We start from the raw sequence: 19564 nt of genomic DNA on the forward strand, positions 1-19564 counted from the left end.
TGGATCGTCCTGCCCTGTGGAGGGGGTTTGCTCGCACCGCACGGGTCGAGCCTACGATCGGTGGTATGGGTTCCCCTGGCTTGCGCGCTGCCCGCGAGAAGATGAAGGCCGAAGGTGTCGACGAGGTCGCCATCGAGACGTTCGCGCACTACTACCGCCTGCTCGAGCACGGCGAGACCGGGATGATCCCCGAGTCGAGCATCGAGCCGGTCGACATGGAGTCGCTGGCCGACGTCGAGGTGGCAGACGAGACCGCCGCCGAGGCGATCGCCAAGACGGTCGTCATCAAGCTCAACGGCGGTCTGGGCACCTCGATGGGCATGGACCGCGCCAAGTCGCTGCTGTGCGTGCGCCGCGGGCTGTCCTTCCTCGACATCATCGCCCGCCAGGTGCTGCACCTGCGCCAGCAGCACCGCGCCACGCTGCCGCTGATCTTCATGAACTCCTTCCGCACCTCCGGCGACACCATGGCCGCCGTCGCACGCTACGAGGACCTCGCCGTCGAGGGCCTGCCGCTGGAGTTCCTGCAGAACAAGGAGCCCAAGCTCCTGGCCAAGGACCTCTCGCCGGTCAGCTGGCCCAAGGACCCCGACCTCGAGTGGTGCCCGCCGGGCCACGGCGACCTCTACACCGCGCTGCGCGGCACCGGGCTGCTCGACCAGATGATCGAGGCGGGCTACCGCTACGTCTTCGTCTCCAACTCCGACAACCTGGGTGCGGTGCCCGACCCCCGCGTCGCCGGCTGGTTCGCCTCCTCGGGCGCGCCGTTCGCGATCGAGGCCGTGCGCCGTACCGCCTCGGACCGCAAGGGCGGGCACTTCGCGCGCCGCAAGAGCGACGGGCGCCTGGTGCTGCGTGAGACCGCGCAGACCCTCGACGAGGACAAGGCCGCCCTCGGCGACCTCGACCGGCACCGCTACTGCTCCACCAACAACCTGTGGTTCGACCTGCAGGCGATGAAGGACGCCCTCGACCAGCGCGAGGGCATCCTGGGCCTGCCCCTGATCAAGAACGTCAAGAACGTCGACCCCGGCGACGCCTCGTCGCCGAAGGTGGTGCAGGTCGAGACCGCGATGGGTGCCGCCATCGAGGTCTTCGAGGGGGCCCGGCTGATCGAGGTCGGCCGCGACCGGTTCGTGCCGGTCAAGACCACCAACGACCTGCTGGTGCTGCGCTCCGACGTCTACGCGATCGGCTCCGACTTCGTGCTCGACCAGGAGGCCGAGCAGGTGCCCTACGTCGAGCTCGACGAGGCCTACTACAAGCTGGTCGGCGAGTTCGACAAGCGCTTCCCCGAGGGTGCCCCCTCGCTCAAGCGCGCCGAGCGACTGACCATCGAGGGCGACGTCACCTTCGGGCACGGGGTCTCGGTGGTCGGCGACGTCACCGTCGGCGGCCGCTCGGCCCAGCGCGTCGATCCCGGCGCCGTGCTGAGCGGCGACCCGGATGCCTGACGCGCCCGAGCCGATCAGCGTCGAGGAGCACCTCGAGCACGTCCTCGCCGCGGTCCGCCCGCTGCCGGCCTACCAGCAGCCGCTGATGGAGTCGCTGGGTCTCTCGGCCGCCGAGTCGGTGGTCTCGCCCATCGCCCTGCCGCCCTTCGACAACTCCGCGATGGACGGCTATGCCGTGCACCGGGCCGACGTCGTCGGCGCCGGGCCCGACGAGCCGGTCGAGCTGCCCGTGGTCGGCGAGATCGGGGCCGGCAACGCGCGGCTGCTGGCGCTCTCGCCGGGCACCGCGGCCAAGATCATGACCGGTGCCCCGATGCCGGCCGGTGCCGACGCGGTGGTGCCCTACGAGTGGACCGACCGCGGCGTGGCCCGGGTGCGCATCGAGCGGGCGCCCACCGAGGGACAGCACGTGCGCTGCTCGGGCGAGGACGTCTCCGTCGGCGACCTCCTCATCGACGAGGGCACCGTGCTCGGCCCGCGCCACCTGGGCCTGCTGGCCTCGGTGGGGCGCGCCACCATCGCAGTTCGCCCGCGCCCGCGGGTGGTGATCCTCTCCACCGGCACCGAGCTGCGCGAGCCGGGCACCCAGCTGGGCCACGACTCGATCTACGACGGCAACTCCTACCTTCTCGCGGCCGCGGCACGCCGCGCCGGCGCGCTGGCCTACCGGGTCGGGATCGTCCCCGACCAGCCACGCGCGTTCCTCGACGCCCTCGAGGACCAGCTGGTGCGCGCCGACGTCGTGGTCACCTCGGGCGGCATCTCGATGGGCGACTACGACGTGGTCAAGGAGGCGCTGTCGCCCCTGGGCACCGTGTGGTTCGGGCCGGTGGCGATGCAGCCCGGCAAGCCGCAGGGCTTCGGCACGGTCGGCGAGGACGACACCCTGATCTTCACGCTGCCCGGCAACCCGGTCTCGTCGTACCTGTCCTTCGAGCTGTTCGTGCTGCCGGCACTGCGCGCGATGATGGGGCTCAGCCCGGTCTCGCGGCCGCTGGTGCCGATGCGGCTGACCCACGCGATCACCTCGCCCCCGGGACGGCGCCAGTTCCTGCGCGCCACCACCGAGCCCGGCCACGGCCGCGTCAGCCCGGTCGGCGGGCCCGGCTCGCACCTGGTCGGCGACCTGGCCGAGGCCGACGCACTGGTCGTGGTGCCCGAGGACGTCACCCGGCTGCCCGCCGGGGCCGAGGTGGACGTGATCCACCTCGACTCGGGGCTGGAGGGCGGTCACTGATGGCTGACCGGCTGACCCACGTCGACGAGCACGGCGCGGCCCGCATGGTCGACGTCTCCGACAAGGCCGTCACCGCCCGCACCGCCCGGGCCTCCGGCCGGGTGCTGGTCTCGGCGCAGGTGGTGGGGCTGCTGCGCGGCGAGGGGGTGCCCAAGGGTGACGCGCTCGCGGTGGCCCGGCTGGCTGGGATCATGGGCGCCAAGCAGACGCCGTCGCTGGTGCCGTTGTGCCACCCGCTGGCGCTCTCGGGCGTCGAGGTCGACCTCGCCGTGGCCGATGACGCGGTCGAGATCGCCGCGACGGTGCGCACCACCGACCGCACCGGCGTCGAGATGGAGGCGCTGACCGCCGTCTCGGTGGCGGCGCTGACCGTCGTCGACATGGTCAAGGCCGTCGACAAGGCCGCCGTGATCACCGACGTGCGCGTCGAGACCAAGAGCGGCGGCCGCTCGGGCGACTGGGCCCGGCCGTGAGCCTGCCCGCCGGCGTCGTCGTCGCCTCCAACCGCGCGGCGGCCGGGGTGTACGACGACACCACCGGCCCGCTGATCGTCGCCGCCCTGCGCGACCTGGGCTTCGTCGTCGACGAGCCGGTCGTGGTGCCCGACGGCGACCCGGTGCGCGAGGCGATCGCCGCCGCGGTCGCGGCCGGCGCCCGGCTGGTGCTCACCACGGGCGGCACCGGGCTGACCCCCACCGACCGCACCCCCGAGGCCACCCGGGCGCTGCTGGAGCGGGAGGTGCCCGGCATCGCCGAGGCGATCCGAGCCCACGGGCTGGCCAAGGGCGTGGCGACGGCGATGCTCTCGCGGGGCCTCGCCGGGGTCGTCGGCTCCTGCCTGGTGGTGAACCTGCCGGGGTCGCGGGGCGGGGTCAAGGACGGCCTCGAGGTGCTCGCGCCGGTGCTGGTGCACGCCGTGGAGCAGGTCGTCGGGAGCGACCATTGAGCCGTCCGCGCCCGGCTGTGCGACGCGGCTGGCCGGTGCGGCTGCGCCACGGTGAGGTGCTGCTGCGCCCCATGCGGGTCTCCGACGCCGAGGCCTGGCGCCGGGCGCGCCAGCAGAACGCCGCGTGGCTGGTGCCGTGGGACGCGACCGTGCCGCCCGGGGGAGACCCCCGGCCCACGACCTTCCGGGCGCTGGTGTGGCGGATGCGCCGCCAGGCCCGGCAGGGCACGACCTACCCGTTCGTCGTCGAGGTCGGCGGCCAGTTCGCCGGGCAGGTGACGCTCAACAACGTCGTCGGCGGCTCCGCCCAGTTCGGATCGGTCGGCTACTGGATCGACCGGCGCTTCGCCGGGCGGGGGATCATCCCGCTGGCGGTCGCGATGGTCGTCGACCACGCCTTCGCCGAGCTCGGCCTGCACCGCGTCGAGATCGCGATCCGTCCCGAGAACTCGAACTCGCTGCGCGTCGTCGAGAAGCTCGGCGCCCACGAGGTGGGCTACGCCCCCCGCTACCTGCACATCGACGGCGCCTGGCGCGACCACCGGCTCTACGCGATCACCGCCGAGGACGTGCCTCCGGGCGGGCTGGTCGGGCTGGTCACGGACAGCTGAACCCCACGAGTCACACCAGCAATTTGCGACACACTGGTGGACATCCACCCCATCCTGCGCTAGCGAACCTAGGGTCGAGCCCGTGGACCTGAGCGCACTGATCTTCGTCGCCCTCGCTGTGGCGTGGGCCGTCTACCTGGTCCCGAAGGCGCTCAAGCACCACGACGACGTGGTGCGCAGCCGTTCGGTCGACCGCTTCTCCCAGACGATGCGGGTGCTGGCCCGCCGCGAGCCGGTCAGCCGCCGCTCCGCGCGGCTGGTGGTCACCCCCGGGCGGGCGTCCGCGCCGCCCGTGGTGGTCACCAAGGCCAGCAGCGCCTCGGTCGGCAGCGAGCCGGCCCCGGCCTCGACCCCGGCCCCGGTTCCGGCGGTCGAGACCAGCCTCGACGCCTCCGCGCTGCCGCCGGTGCGGACCCCGGCCCAGCGCCGGGCCGCGGCCAACCGCGCCGCGCGCCGTCGCCGCCGCGTGCTCGTCGCCCTGCTGGGCGCCCTGGCGGCCGTCGGCGTGCTGAGCATCGCAGGCCTGCTCGGCCCCGCCTACCTGGGCGTCCCGGTTGGGCTCCTGGTGGCCTGGCTGGTGGCCTGCCGGCTGATGGTGCGCCGCGAGACCGGCCTCGCCGGCCCGCTGGCGCGGATCCCCGCCGTGCCGCTCGACGACGACGGCGCGCAGACCGAGGTCCCCGCCGCGGACGAGGCCGACGAGGCCGACATGACCGACGTGACCGATGACGCCGCGGAGGGGCCGCAGACCGAGGAGGTGCCGGTCGTGCAGCCCGAGGTGGCTGCCGAGGCACCCGCGGCCGGCTGGGACCCCGTGCCGGTGACCCTGCCGACGTACGTCACGAAGCCGGCGGCCGAGCGCCGCACGGTGCGCACCATCGACCTCGACTCCACCGGGGTGTGGACGTCGGGCCGCACCGAGGTCGACGCCGCGCTCGCCCGGGAGGGCGACCAGGCCGAGCGGGAGCGCCGGGCCCGGCGCGACCAGGGCGACGAGGGTCGCGCGGTCGGCACCTGAGCCCTCCGCCCGGGTCCACCACCCGGGGGTCCCGATTCGGCACCGACCGGGCCGGGTGCTAGCGTTTCTCGAGCGTCTTCGGGCGCGATGGGGCTGTGGCGCAGTTGGTAGCGCGTCTCGTTCGCAATGAGAAGGTCAGGGGTTCGAATCCCCTCAGCTCCACCACACGCGGGTCCGCACGACGGCAGAGCACGCCGGTGCGAATGCCTGCATCGCTCGCGGGCGCCGGTCGTCACCAGCCGCCCGCCGGCCCCCGCAAGGGGCCTTCGCCACCTCCGCACGGGCTCACCGGCGATTGCTAGGCTCGGCCGTCCCGCGGGCATCGCTCCTGCTCAGTGCTGCGCCGGCTCGACTCGTGCGGGGTGCTGTGCCCGGTCGAGGAAGGGTCCGCGATGACGTTGATGTGGCTGCTGGCCGCCCTCGCGGCGGTGCCCGTCCTGGCGGTTCCGCTGACCGGCGCCCTGGGGCGTCGGGCCGGGTGGCCGATCGCGATCGCCTTCCTCGCCCTCGCCGTCGCGATGGTCCCCGCCGCGCGAGAGGTCCTCGACGGTGGCGAGACCACCTGGACGGCCGCCTGGCTGCCCGCCCTCGACGTCGACCTGGCACTGCGCCTGGACGGGCTCGGCCTGGTCTTCGTGATGATCGCCCTGGTCATCGGCGCGGCGGTGCTCGTCTACTCCGTGGAGTACCTCGACGAGGGCCGCCAGCTCGGCTTCTACCTGTGGATGACCGTCTTCGCCGTCGGCATGGTCGGCCTCGTCCTGGCCGACGACCTCGTCCTGCTCTTCATGTGCTGGGAGATCACGTCCCTGGCCTCCTTCCTGCTGATCGCCCGGTCCGGCTCGGGAGCCGAGTCGGCGTCGGCGCGCACGCTGTTCATGACCTTCTTCGGCGGGCTCACCCTGCTGCTGGCGGTCGTGCTGATGGTCGTCGCCACCGGCACGACGTCGCTCTCGCAGGCGCTGTCCTCCGAGGTGTGGGCCGAGCGCCCCGGCCTCACCGCCGTGGTCGCCGTCCTGGTGGCGGTCGCGGGCTTCACCAAGGCCGCTCAGTTCCCCTTCCACCCCTGGCTCCCCGACGCGATGGCCGCCGCCACCCCGGTGAGCGCCTACCTGCACGCCGCCGCGGTGGTCAAGGCCGGCATCTACCTGATGCTGCGCTTCTCCGAGGCGTTCTCCGAGGTGCCGGTCTGGAACGCGCTGCTGATCAGCGTGGGCCTCTTCACCGCCGCGATGGCGGCGCTCTTCGCCCTCCAGCAGCACGACCTCAAGCGGCTGATGGCCTACTCGACGGTGAGCCAGCTGGGGCTGATCACCGCGGCGATCGGCGTCGGCACCGAGAAGGCGCTGACCGCAGCCGTGATCCACACGATCGCCCACGCGCTGTTCAAGTCCGGGCTCTTCATGATGGTCGGCGTCATCGACCACGCCGCCGGCACCCGCGACATCCGACGTCTCCCCGAGCTGCGACGGGTGATGCCGTGGAGCTTCGCGACCGTCGTCCTCGGCACCGCGAGCATGGCCGGGATCCCGCCGATGCTCGGCTTCGTGAGCAAGGAGACGATCCTCGGCTCGATGCTGGAGGCCCCCGGCCCCGACTGGGTGGGGTTCCTCGCCCTGACCGCCGCCGGGCTCGGGTCGGTCCTCACCGTCGCCTACAGCGCCAAGATCGTGCTCGGGGGGTTCGTCGACGGGGAGCGGGCCAAGACCTGCCACGGTCCCAGCGCCGGGCTGTTCCTGCCCGCCGCGGCCCCGATCTGGGCCGGCCTGCCGATCGGGCTCGCCGTCTGGGCCCTCGACGTCCCGGTCGAGCGCGCCGTCCAGGCGATGGGCGCGGAGTCGGCGTACGAGCTGAAGCTGTGGCACGGGCTGGCTCCCGAGCTCCTCGTCAGCGCCGCCGCGATCGCTGCCGGCGCCGCGCTGATGACGCGGCGCAGGGCGCTCTACCGCCGGCTCGAGGCGGACCTGCTGCCCGGCACCGGCGCTGACGCGCTCGAGCGGATCTTCGCCGGCGCCGCACGCGTGGGCCGCCGGATCGCCTGGACGGTCGCCGCCGACCACCCGCGCCGCCACGTCGTCCCGCCGCTCGTCGTGCTGACCCTCGTCCTCGGGGCCGGCAGCCTCACGGTCCTCGGTGTCGGTGACCTGCCCGCGACCCAGCCCGACCTGTGGCGGCCGATCGACGTCGGGCTGCTCGCCCTCATCGTCCTCGGTGTCGTCGCCACCTGCCTGGCCGACTCCCGGATCGCCGCCACGGTCGCCCTCGGCGGCGTGGGGATCGCCGTCACCGTCCAGCTCTTCGCGCTGGGCGCGCCCGACGTGGGCCTGACCCAGCTGATGGTCGAGGTGCTGACCGTGGTGGTGATCATGCTGGTGCTGCGCCAGCTCCCGCGCCGCTTCGGGCGCTCGCCGCGCCGCCGCGGGGCCGGCCCCCTCGTCCTGGCCACGGGCCTCGGCGTCGCCGCCGGCCTGGCGACCTGGGTGCTGACCGGCCGGCGGGAGCGGTCCGGGCCGGCCGAGTACTACCTCGCCGAGGGCACCGAGGAGACCGGCGGCGACAACCTGGTCAACGTCATCCTCGTCGAGTTCCGGGCCCTGGACACCCTGGGCGAGCTCGCCGTGCTGGGCCTGGCCGGGGTCGCGATCCTCGCCGTCCTCGCCACCGTCCCCCCGCGGACCCTCGACCCTCCCGGCTGGACCGACCGCGCCGAGCGGATCCCCCTGCGCCCCGTCGCGACCCTGCGGGACCCGCAGGCCCGGGCGGCGCTGCTCGACGCGCAGAGCAACCTGCGCGCGCTGCAGCTGCTGCTCCGGGTGGTCGCCCCCGTGCTCGTCGTGCTGTCGGCCGTCATCTTCTGGCGCGGCCACAACGCCCCGGGCGGAGGGTTCATCGCGGCCCTCGTCGCCTCGGTGGTCGTGGCCCAGGTCTACCTGTCCCGCCCCGAGGACCGGGCCGTGGGCCCCTCGCGGCTGCACCTCGCACTGATCGGCGGAGGTGTGCTGACGGCCCTGGTCAGCGGACTGCTGGGCTACGCCGACTCCTCGTTCCTGCAGCCGCTCTACGGCACCGTCGCCGGCACCAAGCTCAGCACCTCCTTGATCTTCGACGTCGGGGTCTACGCCGCGGTGCTCGGCCTGGTGATGGTGGCCTTCGACCGGCTCGGGGCCGCGCCACCGGACCGCTCCGCCGCGGAGGAGTCCACCGAGGGGCCCACCGAGGGGCCCGCGATCCTGGAGGGTGCCGCCGAGTCGCCGGGCACCTCGCAGGGCGAGGAGGGGACCGGATGACCGTCCTGCCGATCACCATCGGGATCCTGGTCGCCGGCGGTGTCTACCTGCTCTGCCAGCCGGGCCTGGTGCGCATCGTCTTCGGGATCACGCTGCTCTCGCACGGGGCCAACCTGGTCCTGCTCGCCTCCGGTGTCTCCGCCTGGCGGGGCGAGCCCCTGACCGGCGCGGGGGACCCGGCCGACGCCGGCGACCCGCTGCCGATGGCCTTCGTGCTCACCGCCATCGTCATCACCCTGGCCGTCACCGTCTTCATGCTCGCGCTCGCCCGCCTCGGCCACGACGACGACACCCGCCACGTCCCCGACACCGGAGAGGACCACCACGCATGACCGGCTCCCTCCTCCCGCTGCTCGTCGTGGTGCCCCTGCTGGGCGCCGCGCTCGGTGCGCTCGTCCCGGGGCGCCTCGCGCGGGTCCTGCTCGTGCTCGCCCCGGTGGCGACCACCGCCGGCGGTGTCGCCCTGCTGGTCGAGCACGCACAGACCCCCGTGCTGGCCCACGGCGTCGGTGGCTTCGTCCCGGGGATCGCCATCCCCCTGGTCTCCGACACGCTCACCGCCGTGATGATCACCGTCACCGGACTCACCACCACCGCGTGCATCGCCTTCGCACTGGTCACGGGGGAGGCCCGGCTCCGGTTCTTCCCCACCCTGGTGATGATGCTGTCCGCCGGCGTCAACGGGGCGCTGCTCACCGGCGACGTCTTCAACCTCTTCGTCTTCATCGAGGTGATGCTGCTGCCGTCGTACGCGCTGGTCGCGATGACCGGCACCTGGCGGCGGCTGGGCATCGGCCGCCTCTTCGTGGTGGTCAACCTGGTGACGTCGACGATCCTGCTGGTCGGCATCGGCCTGGTGTACGGCGTCGCCGGCTCGGTGAACATGGCGGTCCTCTCCGGCGTCGACGCCGACGACCCGCGGTTCCGGCTGGCGGTGGGCGTGGTCCTGCTCGCCCTGGCCGTCAAGGCCGGCGTCGCCCCCCTGCACGGCTGGCTGCCCCGGGCCTACCCGGCCACCTCGGCCACCGTGATGGCGCTCTTCTCGGCCCTGCACACCAAGGTCGCCATCTACGCGATCTTCCGGATCCACCAGACCGTGCTCGACGGTGCCACCTCGTGGATGGTGCCGCTCCTGGTGCTCTTCGGCGTGACCATGCTCGTCGGTGCCTACGGCTCCCTCGGCGAACGCATGATCCGACGCAGCCTGGCCTGGCAGATGATCGCCGGCGTGGGCTACATCCTCCTCGGGCTCGCGATCGGGACCCAGCTCGGGCTCGCCGCCGGGCTGTTCTACATGGTCCACCACATCCTGGTGATGGGCTCGCTGCTGCTCAGCTCGGGGGCCGTCGAGCGCGCGTACCTGACCCACCAGTTCGTCGGGCTCTCCGGCCTGATGCGCCGCGAGCCGCTGCTCGCGGTGGTCGTGGCGCTCGCGATGATGTCGCTCGTCGGCTTCCCGCCCTCGTCCGGGTTCTTCGGCAAGGTCGGCATCGCCCGCGCCGCCGCCGACCTCGACGGTGCCTGGATCTGGGTGGTGCTCGGCGTCCTGGTCGTGGCCAGCATCGGCACCCTGCTGGCGATGACCAGGCTGTGGGCCGACGTCTTCTGGGGGCCCCCGCTGGAGGAGTCCCCGTCCCGGGGCAAGGGCCACACCGACCTGCCGCCCGTCGACGCCGAGACCCGGATGCAGACGTGGAGCCTGGCGCCCGCCGGCGCGCTGCTGCTGGTCTCGCTCGCGATCTTCGTGGTGCCGGGGCCGTTGTGGGAGCTGTGCCTGCAGGCCGCCGACGGCCTGCTCGACGTCACGGCGTACGTCGAGGCGGTGACCGCGCCATGACGCTCCTGCGCCTCGCCCTGGTCTACGCACCCTGGCTGGTCTGGCAGCTGACCGTCTCCGTCCTGCGGCTGGCCGCCGACGTGGGTACCCCCGGCTCCGCCCAGCGACCCAGGATCGTCAAGCTCCCGCTCGACGACCTCACCGACCTGGAGGTCACCTTGCTGACCAGCTCGATCACCATCACCCCCGGGACGCTGGTGCTCGGGGTGTCCCCGGCGGCCGGCGAGCAGCCGCCCGCGGCGTTCGTGCAGGCGCTCTTCGGCGAGGACGAGGAGGACGTGCACGCCGACCTGGTCGCGATGCGTGCCCGCGTGCTGGCCGCCACCCGGGGGAGGAGGGCGCGATGAGCGTGCTCGTGGTCGCCGCGATCGTCGTGGTGGTCGTCGCCTCCGCCCTCGGCACCGTGCAGGTCCTGCGGGGTCCCGACGACGCGAGCCGCGCGGTCGCGGGCGACCTGCTCTTCTTCTGCGCGACAGCGGTGTTCGTGCTGGTCGGCGTGCTCGGCTCGATCCCGGTCCTCTACGACGTGGCGCTGCTCGCGGCGCTCTGCGGCATCCTGGCCACGGCGGCCTTCGCCCGGATGCTCACCAGGGGCGAGCGATGAGCGCCGGCGACGTCGGATCGGTGGTGGCGGGGCTGCTGATGCTGCTCGGCTCGCTGTTCTTCCTCGTCACGGCGCTGGGCATGCTGCGCTCGCGCGACGCCATCAGCCGGGTCAACAACCTCAGTCCCGCCACCGGCGCCGGGCTGCCGCTCGTGATCATCGGCGCGGCGGTGCACGACCTGTCCGCCGGCGACCTCACCGTCCTCGACGGGGTCAAGGCGGCCCTGGCCGTCGGGGCCGCGCTGGTCGTGTCGTCGGTGGCGAGCAACCTGCTAGGGCGGGCGGCCTACCGCAGCCAGACCGAGCTGGACCCCCGCACCGTGGGCAACGCCCTCGAGCCGTTCGAGGAGCTCGACGGGGTCGAGCACGACGACTAGCGGCTCCGCGCCGACGTCGGGCCTTGCACGGCAGGTTAGGCTAACCTAACGATCCGCGGAGAAGCGGGACGTCGTCGGTGCGGAGGAGTGCAGGTGCAGCCAGGTCGAGAGGCACAGGTCGTGCGACCGGCCGAGGGTGCGGACACGCAGGCGACCCACGCGCGGGAGGCCCGAGCGCTCCTGGCCGCGGCGAGCAGCGCCACCCTGCTGACCCGCGAGTGCCACCGGGCTCCGGCGCTCCCCGCCCGGGTCCGGCTCGAGGAGCAGGACGGTGGCCGCCCGCTCGTCGTCGCCGACGCCGGCTCACCGGTCGTCGCGCGCCTGCAGCGCTCCCCGGTGGCCACCCTCGTCGTGCCCGGCCACGACGGCGGACCGGCGCTGCACGTCGTGGCGTCGTACCGGCCGGTGCCCTGCGAGCGTCCCGGCGCTCGCGTCTTCCGCCCCACCCTGCTCTTCGTCTGCGTGGTCGGTCGCGAGCGCCGGGCGGTGCCCGTCGAGGACTTCACGGCGGCCGAGCTCGACCCCTTCGCCGCCGCGCCGCGCCTGCTGCGGCACTGGGGTGCGCGGCACCGGCCCGAGCTGGCCGCCGCGCTGCCGGTCGGGCCGGCCGCGGGATCGGTGCTCGTCGCGAGCGCGGTCGACCGCGACGCCCTGACCGTGCAGGTGCTCGACGCCGAGGGCGTTCGCAGCCACCGGCTGCCCCACCCCGGCGGCCCCGTGGCCCGGCTCGCCGACGCCGCTGCGGCGCACGGGCTGCCGATCCGGTGAGGGCAGCCTCTCCTTTCTGGAAACGTTCAAGAAAGCCTGCCAGGATGGGGAGCATCCCCGACAGCGACCACGAAGGAGTGCTCTCATGACCGAGACCCTCGACACCGCCACCCCCACCGCGACCCACACCGCCCCGGCCGCGTTCCGCGCCTCGGAGCGGCTCGCCACCCACCTGCAGGCCGTGCTCGTGGACCTGACCGACCTGCACGTGCAGGGCAAGCAGGCGCACTGGAACGTCGTGGGCAAGAACTTCCGCGACATGCACCTGCAGCTCGACGAGATCGTCGACGCCGCGCGCGGCTTCTCCGACGACGTCGCCGAGCGGATGCGCGCGGTCTACGCGCTGCCCGACGCCCGCGCCAAGACGGTCGCGGCGCAGTCCTCGCTGCCGGAGTTCCCGGCCACCGAGGTCGACACCGCCGAGACCGTCGACCGCATCGCCGCCGCGCTGTACGCCGTCGCCGGCACCGCGCGCCGCGTGCACGACGAGGTCGACCAGGAGGACCCGACCTCGGCCGACCTGCTGCACGCGATCCTCGAGCGCATCGAGCAGCTGGCGTGGATGGTCGACGCCGAGAACCGGGTCGCCGGCGCCTCCGCGCCGGGCTCCGTCACTCCCTGATCCGGGCGCGCCCTCCACGGGGCGCACCGCCTCTCCCTGGACCACCGCCCCGGCAGGGGCGGTGGTCCTTGGTCGTCAGGCCCTGGATCACCTGCCCGGGATCACCAGGTGTCGACCGTGGCGTGCAGCGCCGCCAGGTAGCGGTGCACCTCCTCGGCGCCCGCGCCGGAGCGCAGGATGACGTGCAGGCCGAGCAGGCAGGTGGTCAGCAGGTCGGTGCGGGTCGCGGCCAGTGCGGCGTCGGCATCCGGCGTGGCGCGGGCGACGAGCAGTCCGAGCACCTCGCGCATCCGGCCGCGGTAGTCGGTGGCGAAGTCGTAGCCGGGCAGGCGGCCGCGCAGCTCGTTGGAGGCCATCACCATCAGGCAGCCGTCACGACCGCGCTCGGAGAGCGAGTCGGCCTCGAAGGCCTCGAGGAAGCGGTGCACGGCCCCGGCGCCCTCGCCGACGCCCTCGATCAGGTCGGTGAACATGCTCATCCGCTGGTCGAGGTAGCGGTGCAGCACCTTGGTGAAGAGCTCCTCCTTGGAGCCGAAGGTGCGGTAGAGGCTCGGCTTGTGCACCCCGCTGGCCTCCACGATGTCGGCCATCGACGTCTGGGTGTAGCCCTGCCGCCAGAAGAGCGCGGTCAGCGCCTCCAACACGCTCTCCTCGTCGTAGCGCCGAGGGCGGCCGACGGGGGCCTTCGTCGTCGAGCTCATGGTCGCACCCTACGCCGTCCGAGGCTGGATTGACACCGATCGGTAGCAAAGCAATCAGGCGTTGTGTACCGTTCGGTACTGAAGCGATGGACGGACCAGCCCGCCCATCGGCCGGACGACGAGACGGAGCACCCGATGACCGAGTTCACGCTGCACGACGAGACCACCGCCCCCGAGGGCAGCGCGGAGCTGTTGGCGCGCTCGCGCAAGCAGAACGGGATGATCCCGGGGCTGCACGCCACGATGGCCGAGGCGCCCGGCCTGCTCGAGGCCTACCAGCAGGTGCACCAGCTCTTCCTCGACTCCAGCTTCGACAAGGACGAGACCACCGTGGTGTGGCAGTCGGTCAACGTCGAGCACGCCTGCCACTACTGCGTGCCCGCCCACACCGCCATCGCGCACGCGATGAAGGTCGACGCGGCGATCACCGACGCGCTGCGCGACGGCACACCGCTGCCCAGTGAGCGCCTCGAGGCGCTGCGGACCTTCACCCTGGCCATCGTGCGCGACCGCGGTGACGTCGACGAGGCCGGCGTGCAGGCGTTCCTCGGCGCCGGGTTCACCCGGCGCCAGGTCCTCGAGGTGGTGCTCGGCGTCTCGCAGAAGGTGATGTCGAACTACACCAACCACCTGGCCCGCACCCCGGTCGACGAGCCCTTCCAGAAGTTCGCCTGGGACGGCGCACCGGTCGCCGTCTGAGCCGCCCGCCCGCGCAGGAAGCCCGCCCCGGCAGTGCCGGGGCGGGCCTCGTGGCGTCGGGAGCCGGTCAGAGGCTGGTGGTGCTGTCCTCCGCCCCGCTGCCCCGACCGAGGGGGCCGCCGTGCCCGCCGCGGCGCCCGGGGCCCCGCAGCTCGCCGGACCCGGCGCGCTCGAGCACCTCGTCGGCCTCCTCCTGCGTCAGCTCGCCCGCCTCGACGGCCTCGGCGAGACGCTCCTCCAGGCGCTCGAGGTGCTCGGTCCGCATCTCGTCACGCAGGTCGGTCTGCACCTTCTCCAGCGCGGCCGCGACCTCGTCGGCGTCGAGGCCGAGCTCGGCGGCCAGGGCCTCGGCCAGCGCGGCCTGCACCTCGTCGCGGCGGTCCTCGGCGGCCTCGTCGTCGTCGTCGGCTCCCTGTCCTGCGACCTGGGAGCCCTGGTCCTCGGTGTCCTGGGCCAGGGCCGGCACGCCCCAGGCGGCCAGACCGGTGCCGGCGGTGGCGGCCAGGACGACCCCGGCGGTGAACGTTGCTGTGCGACGCATGTCGCGCCTCCTCGGTGCTGTGGGTGGGTCGGGGCCAGCCTGCGGGCCCGACCTGTCACCCGGCTCCGGCCGACCTGTGAGGAACCTGGGCGTCCGCCCGCCGAGGGGCCGGGCGCCACGTGGCCAGCAGGGCGAGCGCGAGCAGCAGCTCGATGAGGTCGCCGCCGAAGTACATCAACGAGCCGGCCGCCCGCATCTCGCGCACTGGCTCGTCGACCCGCACCAGCACGCCGGCGTGCAGCAGCTGGGAGAGCGTGGCGTGCACGGCCACCGCGACGCCGAGCGCGACCAGCCGGGCCCGCACCGAGGCCCGCCCCGCCGCGGGGTCGGGCCCCGCGATCGCCCAGGTGAACAGCAGCCCGGCCACGAGCAGGTGCACGTGCACCAGGGCGTGCACCAGCTCGTGGCGGGTGCTCAGCTCGTAGAGCGGGGTCAGGTAGAGCGCCACCAGCCCCCCGCTGCTGAGCACCAGGGCCGGCACCGGGTGGGCCAGCACCCGTCCCACCGGCCCGTGCAGCAGCCGACCCAGGCGGCGGGCGGTGTGGTGCGGCAGTCGGCGCAGCAGCAGCGTCGTGGGCGCCCCCAGCACGAGCAGGAGCGGCGCCAGCATCGCCAGCAGGAGGTGCTGGGCGGCGTGGCCGGCGAAGTCGCGGTCGGCCCAGGCATCGACGTCCGGCGACAGGGCGAGGACCACCATGGTGGTGCCCGCCAGGAACGAGGCCGTACGCCGCGACGGCCAGCCGCGCCGCCCCCGCTCGAGCGCCGCCGCCCAGGCGTAGCCCGCCCCGGCCAGGCCGGCCAGCAGCAGCGGCGCCCAGCCCAGCAGTCGCGCGGCCAGGTCGATCACCGGTCGATCACCGGCCGCTCACGGGTCGTCGTGGACCCGGGCGCCTCGCTGCAGCAGCCAGCCGCCGACGAGCAGCAGGAGGCCGAGCGCCAGGAAGCCCAGGTCCCACCAGGTCTGGTGCGGCCCGCTGCGCACGTGGTGGATGCTGAGCAGGTGGTGGTCGACGACGCCCTCGACGAGGTTGAAGACGCCCCACCCGGCCAGCACCCAGCCCCACAGGGCGCGCGAGGTCCACACGCGCCCGCGCGAGTGCTGCACCCGGGAGTACAGCAGGGCCAGCCCGCCCAGGACGAGCAGCCAGGTGGCGGTGTGGAAGAAGCCGTCCCACAGCGTGTTGATCTCGAGGCCGTGCACGGTGGTGTCGGGGTAGTAGGGCACCCCGATGTTGTCGGTGTCGGTCGAGGTCAGCATGTGGTGCCACTGCAGGACCTGGTGGATCAGGATGCCGTCGACGAAGCCGCCGAGGCCGGCGCCCAGGAGCAGTCCGGGAGCAGTGAGGCTCGGCGCCCCCGCGCGACCTCGCGCGTGGTCTCGTGCGTCAGCCCGGCCGGCGGCGGGGGTGGGGGGCGTGCTGGAGGGCATGCGGTACTCCCTTCGGGTCGGTGCGGCACAGGTACCCGTGGCGCCGGGAACCGAAACGGCAGCCACCCGTCCGGTCGACAAGTCTCAGATCCGAGACGAGCGGGCGGGCGCGGCCATGGCGCCCCGTGGTGCGGCGGTCGGAGCATGGAGCCATGCACCAGCACCAGAGCAACGCGCGCACCGCACCGGCCGCCACCGTCGTCGGGGTCGCCCCGGTCAGTCCCGAGGAGCTGCTGGCGGTGGCCCGCCACGGTGGCGGGGTCCGGCTCGGCGACGACGCCGTCGCCGCGATCGAGCGGGGCCGCGCCGTCGTCGAGGAGCTCGCCGCGGCCCCCACGCCGGCGTACGGCATCTCGACCGGCTTCGGGGCGCTGGCTACCCGGCACATCCCCACCGAGCTGCGCGCCCAGCTGCAGCGCTCGCTCGTGCGATCGCACGCGGCCGGCTCGGGCCCCGAGGTTGAGACCGAGGTGACCCGCGGGCTGATGCTGCTGCGGCTCTCGACGCTGGCCACCGGCCACACCGGCATCCGCCTCGAGACCGCCCAGCTGCTCGCCGACCTGCTCACCCACGGGATCACCCCGGTCGTGCACGAGCACGGCTCGCTCGGCTGCTCCGGCGACCTCGCGCCGCTCTCGCACTGCGCGCTGGCGCTGATGGGGGAGGGGCCGGTGCGCGACGCCGCCGGCGCGCTGGTGCCGGCCGCCGACGCGCTGGCCGCCGCGGGGCTGCACCCGGTCGAGCTGGCCGCCAAGGAGGGGCTGGCGCTGATCAACGGCACCGACGGGATGCTGGCGATGCTGCTGATGGCCATCGCCGACCTGCGGGTGCTGCTGCGCACCGCCGACGTGGCAGCGGCGATGTCGGTCGAGGGCCAGCTCGGCACCGACCGAGTCTTCGCCGCCGAGCTGCAGGCGCTGCGCCCGCACCCGGGGCAGGCCGCCTCGGCCGCCAACCTGGTGCGCCTGCTCGAGGGGTCGGCGGTCGTGGCCTCGCACCGCGGGCCCGAGTGCCACCGGGTGCAGGACGCCTACTCGCTGCGCTGCTCGCCGCAGGTGCACGGCGCGGCTCGCGACACCCTCGCGCACTGCGACCTGGTCGCCTCGCGCGAGCTGGCCAGCGCCGTCGACAACCCGGTGGTGCTGGCCGCCGACGACGGGCAGGACGGTCGGGTGGAGTCCAACGGCAACTTCCACGGGGCGCCGGTCGCCTACGTCCTCGACTTCCTGGCCATCGTCGCCGCCGACGTCGCCTCCATCAGCGAGCGGCGCACCGACCGCTTCCTCGACAAGGCCCGCAACCACGGGCTGCCGCCCTTCCTGGCCCACGACCCCGGCGTCGACTCCGGGCTGATGATCGCGCAGTACACCCAGGCGGCGATCGTCTCGGAGATGAAGCGCCTGGCCGCGCCGGCCTCGGTCGACTCCATCCCCAGCAGCGCCATGCAGGAGGACCACGTCTCGATGGGCTGGGCGGCCGCGCGCAAGCTGCGCCGCGCCGTCGACGGGCTGACCCGCGTGGTGGCCATCGAGGTGCTCACCGCCGCCCGCGCCCTCGACCTGCGCGCCCCGCTGGCGCCCGCGCCGGCCACCGCCGCCGTCGTGGCGCTGCTGCGCGAGGCCGGCGTGGAGGGGCCCGGCCCCGACCGCCACCTGTCCCCGGAGATCGAGACCACCGTCGGCCTGGTCGCCTCCGGGGCCGTCCTGTCCGCCGTCGAGCACCAGATCGGAGCCCTCGCATGAGCGCCGCCAACCCCCGCCTGCCCATCCACGCCGCCACCGGCACCGAGCTCTCGGCCCGCTCGTGGCAGACCGAGGCGCCGCTGCGGATGCTGATGAACAACCTCGACCCCGCCAACGCCGAGCGACCCGAGGACCTCGTCGTCTACGGCGGCACCGGCAAGGCGGCGCGCAGCTGGGCGGCGTACGACGCCCTCGTGCGCAGCCTGCGCGACCTCGCTGACGACGAGACGCTGCTGGTGCAGTCGGGCAAGCCCGTCGGCGTGATGCGCACCCACGAGTGGGCGCCGCGGGTGCTGATCGCCAACTCCAACCTGGTCGGCGACTGGGCCAACTGGGAGGAGTTCCGCCGCCTGGAGGACCTCGGGCTGACGATGTACGGGCAGATGACCGCCGGCTCGTGGATCTACATCGGCACCCAGGGCATCCTGCAGGGCACCTTCGAGACGTTCGCCGCGGTCGCCGACAAGCGGTTCGGGGGGACCCTGGCCGGCACGATCACCCTCACCGCCGGGCTCGGCGGGATGGGTGGCGCGCAGCCGCTCGCGGTCACCATGAACGACGGGGTCGCGATCTGCGTCGAGTGCGACCCGGCCCGCATCGAGCGGCGCATCGAGCACCGCTACCTCGACGTGCGCGCCGACTCCCTCGACCACGCCCTCGAGCTCGCCGTCGCCGCGCGCGACGAGCGCCGCCCGCTCTCGATCGGGGTGCTCGGCAACGCCGCCGAGGTGCTGCCCGAGCTGCTCGAGCGGGGCGCCCCGATCGACGTGGTCACCGACCAGACCTCCGCGCACGACCCGCTCTACTACCTGCCCGCCGGGGTGGCCTTCGAGGACTGGGAGCGCGAGCGCACCGCCGACCCGGCGGGGTTCACGAAAGCAGCGCAGGCCTCGATGGCCGCGCACGTGCGGGCGATGGTGGGCTTCCAGGACGCCGGTGCCGAGGTCTTCGACTACGGCAACTCGATCCGCGACGAGGCCCGCAAGGGCGGCTACGACCGGGCCTTCGAGTTCCCCGGCTTCGTGCCCGCCTACATCCGCCCGCTCTTCTGCGAGGGCAAGGGGCCGTTCCGCTGGGCCGCGCTGTCGGGCGACCCCGCCGACATCGCCGCCACCGACCGCGCCATCCTCGAGCTCTTCCCGGCCCACGAGAGGCCGGAGTACGAGCGGCTGCACAAGTGGATCACGATGGCCGGCGAGCGGGTCTCCTTCCAGGGCCTGCCGGCGCGGATCTGCTGGCTGGGCTACGGCGAGCGGCACCGCGCCGGGCTGAAGTTCAACGAGATGGTGGCCTCCGGCGAGCTCTCGGCGCCCGTGGTGATCGGGCGCGACCACCTCGACTGCGGCTCGGTCGCCTCGCCCTACCGCGAGACCGAGGCGATGCTCGACGGCTCCGACGCGATCGCCGACTGGGCGCTGCTCAACGCGCTGGTCAACACCGCCTCCGGCGCCACCTGGGTCTCCATCCACCACGGCGGCGGCGTCGGGATGGGCCGCTCCATCCACGCCGGGCAGGTCTGCGTCGCCGACGGCACCGACCTGGCCGCGCAGAAGATCGAGCGGGTGCTGACCAACGACCCCGCGATGGGCGTCATCCGCCACGTCGACGCCGGCTACGAGCGTGCCGCCGAGGTGGCCGACGAGCGGGGGGTGGCTGTCCCGATGCGGGGCTGAGAGCTTCATCGGCCGGCC

Annotated in this window: 21 protein-coding genes and 1 tRNA gene; 18 read left to right on the top strand and 4 right to left on the bottom strand. The window is 73.8% G+C overall.

What is annotated here, in order from left to right; genetic code table 11:
* Positions 1-65 precede the first annotated feature (65 nt).
* The 15 genes from JOE61_RS13725 (at position 66) to JOE61_RS13795 (ending at position 12761) form a co-directional block, all read left to right on the top strand.
* Complete coding sequence (locus JOE61_RS13725; protein ID WP_193668598.1) at positions 66-1454, top strand: UTP--glucose-1-phosphate uridylyltransferase; 1389 nt, start codon at positions 66-68, stop codon at positions 1452-1454.
* Positions 1447-2691: a molybdotransferase-like divisome protein Glp gene (gene glp / locus JOE61_RS13730; RefSeq protein ID WP_193668597.1), complete on the top strand. Its 1245-nt coding sequence runs from the start codon at positions 1447-1449 to the stop codon at positions 2689-2691. Before JOE61_RS13725 ends, glp begins: the two co-directional genes overlap by 8 nt.
* Positions 2691-3164 carry a cyclic pyranopterin monophosphate synthase MoaC gene (moaC, locus tag JOE61_RS13735; RefSeq protein ID WP_193668596.1) on the top strand — a complete coding sequence of 158 codons (474 nt, stop codon included), beginning with the start codon at positions 2691-2693 and terminating at the stop codon, positions 3162-3164. The genes glp and moaC overlap by 1 nt, the downstream gene beginning before the upstream one ends.
* Positions 3161-3637 (top strand): MogA/MoaB family molybdenum cofactor biosynthesis protein, encoded by a 477-nt coding sequence (locus JOE61_RS13740; protein ID WP_193668595.1) that lies wholly within the window; start codon positions 3161-3163, stop codon positions 3635-3637. Before moaC ends, JOE61_RS13740 begins: the two co-directional genes overlap by 4 nt.
* A complete protein-coding gene (locus tag JOE61_RS13745; RefSeq protein WP_227491589.1) occupies positions 3634-4248 on the top strand; it encodes a GNAT family N-acetyltransferase in 615 nt (204 codons plus the stop codon). The genes JOE61_RS13740 and JOE61_RS13745 overlap by 4 nt, the downstream gene beginning before the upstream one ends.
* Positions 4249-4330: 82 nt before the next feature.
* On the top strand, positions 4331-5266 hold the full coding sequence (gene sepX / locus JOE61_RS13750) for a divisome protein SepX/GlpR (RefSeq protein WP_193668594.1): 936 nt from the start codon (positions 4331-4333) through the stop codon (positions 5264-5266).
* An 89-nt stretch (positions 5267-5355) separates the two neighbouring features.
* Positions 5356-5431, top strand: a tRNA-Ala gene (locus tag JOE61_RS13755).
* Positions 5432-5658: 227 nt separating this feature from the next.
* Positions 5659-8553, top strand: a complete 2895-nt coding sequence (locus JOE61_RS13760; protein WP_193668593.1) for a DUF4040 family protein — start codon at positions 5659-5661, stop codon at positions 8551-8553.
* Positions 8550-8885, top strand: coding sequence for a sodium:proton antiporter (locus JOE61_RS13765; protein ID WP_193668592.1), 336 nt, complete (start codon positions 8550-8552; stop codon positions 8883-8885). The genes JOE61_RS13760 and JOE61_RS13765 overlap by 4 nt, the downstream gene beginning before the upstream one ends.
* Positions 8882-10390 (top strand): monovalent cation/H+ antiporter subunit D family protein, encoded by a 1509-nt coding sequence (locus JOE61_RS13770; RefSeq protein ID WP_193668591.1) that lies wholly within the window; start codon positions 8882-8884, stop codon positions 10388-10390. The genes JOE61_RS13765 and JOE61_RS13770 overlap by 4 nt, the downstream gene beginning before the upstream one ends.
* Positions 10387-10737 (top strand): Na+/H+ antiporter subunit E, encoded by a 351-nt coding sequence (locus JOE61_RS13775; RefSeq protein WP_193668590.1) that lies wholly within the window; start codon positions 10387-10389, stop codon positions 10735-10737. The genes JOE61_RS13770 and JOE61_RS13775 overlap by 4 nt, the downstream gene beginning before the upstream one ends.
* Complete coding sequence (locus JOE61_RS13780; RefSeq protein WP_193668589.1) at positions 10734-10994, top strand: MrpF/PhaF family protein; 261 nt, start codon at positions 10734-10736, stop codon at positions 10992-10994. The genes JOE61_RS13775 and JOE61_RS13780 overlap by 4 nt, the downstream gene beginning before the upstream one ends.
* Positions 10991-11371 (top strand): monovalent cation/H(+) antiporter subunit G, encoded by a 381-nt coding sequence (locus JOE61_RS13785; protein WP_193668588.1) that lies wholly within the window; start codon positions 10991-10993, stop codon positions 11369-11371. The genes JOE61_RS13780 and JOE61_RS13785 overlap by 4 nt, the downstream gene beginning before the upstream one ends.
* Before the next feature lie 93 nt (positions 11372-11464).
* Positions 11465-12139: a hypothetical protein gene (locus JOE61_RS13790; protein ID WP_193668587.1), complete on the top strand. Its 675-nt coding sequence runs from the start codon at positions 11465-11467 to the stop codon at positions 12137-12139.
* A gap of 85 nt (positions 12140-12224) precedes the next feature.
* Complete coding sequence (locus tag JOE61_RS13795) at positions 12225-12761, top strand: Dps family protein (RefSeq protein WP_193668586.1); 537 nt, start codon at positions 12225-12227, stop codon at positions 12759-12761.
* Between the two features lie 101 nt (positions 12762-12862).
* Here the strand turns inward: JOE61_RS13795 and JOE61_RS13800 are convergent, their stop codons facing one another.
* The gene (locus JOE61_RS13800; RefSeq protein WP_193668585.1) at positions 12863-13462 is read right to left on the bottom strand and encodes a TetR/AcrR family transcriptional regulator; all 600 of its coding nucleotides are present in this window, start codon (positions 13460-13462) and stop codon (positions 12863-12865) included.
* A 135-nt stretch (positions 13463-13597) separates the two neighbouring features.
* On the opposite strand from JOE61_RS13800, the gene JOE61_RS13805 reads away from it, so the two are divergent.
* Positions 13598-14161 (top strand): carboxymuconolactone decarboxylase family protein, encoded by a 564-nt coding sequence (locus JOE61_RS13805; RefSeq protein ID WP_193668584.1) that lies wholly within the window; start codon positions 13598-13600, stop codon positions 14159-14161.
* Between the two features lie 67 nt (positions 14162-14228).
* On the opposite strand, the gene JOE61_RS13810 is transcribed toward JOE61_RS13805, so the two are convergent.
* From JOE61_RS13810 to JOE61_RS13820, 3 genes are read right to left on the bottom strand one after another with little or no spacing between them, the layout of a single operon-like run.
* Entirely contained in the window at positions 14229-14702 is a 474-nt protein-coding gene (locus JOE61_RS13810) for a hypothetical protein (RefSeq protein ID WP_193668583.1), read from the bottom strand.
* A 55-nt stretch (positions 14703-14757) separates the two neighbouring features.
* The gene (locus JOE61_RS13815; RefSeq protein WP_193668582.1) at positions 14758-15549 is read right to left on the bottom strand and encodes a cytochrome c oxidase assembly protein; all 792 of its coding nucleotides are present in this window, start codon (positions 15547-15549) and stop codon (positions 14758-14760) included.
* 18 nt (positions 15550-15567) lie between these two features.
* Positions 15568-16131 carry a DUF2243 domain-containing protein gene (locus JOE61_RS13820; RefSeq protein WP_193668581.1) on the bottom strand — a complete coding sequence of 188 codons (564 nt, stop codon included), beginning with the start codon at positions 16129-16131 and terminating at the stop codon, positions 15568-15570.
* Positions 16132-16283: 152 nt separating this feature from the next.
* Here JOE61_RS13820 and hutH point away from each other — a divergent pair, with 152 nt between their 5' ends.
* Complete coding sequence (hutH, locus tag JOE61_RS13825) at positions 16284-17873, top strand: histidine ammonia-lyase (RefSeq protein ID WP_193668580.1); 1590 nt, start codon at positions 16284-16286, stop codon at positions 17871-17873.
* Positions 17870-19546, top strand: a complete 1677-nt coding sequence (gene hutU, locus JOE61_RS13830) for a urocanate hydratase (RefSeq protein ID WP_193668579.1) — start codon at positions 17870-17872, stop codon at positions 19544-19546. The genes hutH and hutU overlap by 4 nt, the downstream gene beginning before the upstream one ends.
* Positions 19547-19564: the final 18 nt, after the last annotated feature.

This window comes from Nocardioides salarius (assembly GCF_016907435.1).
Lineage (GTDB): Bacteria > Actinomycetota > Actinomycetes > Propionibacteriales > Nocardioidaceae > Nocardioides > Nocardioides salarius.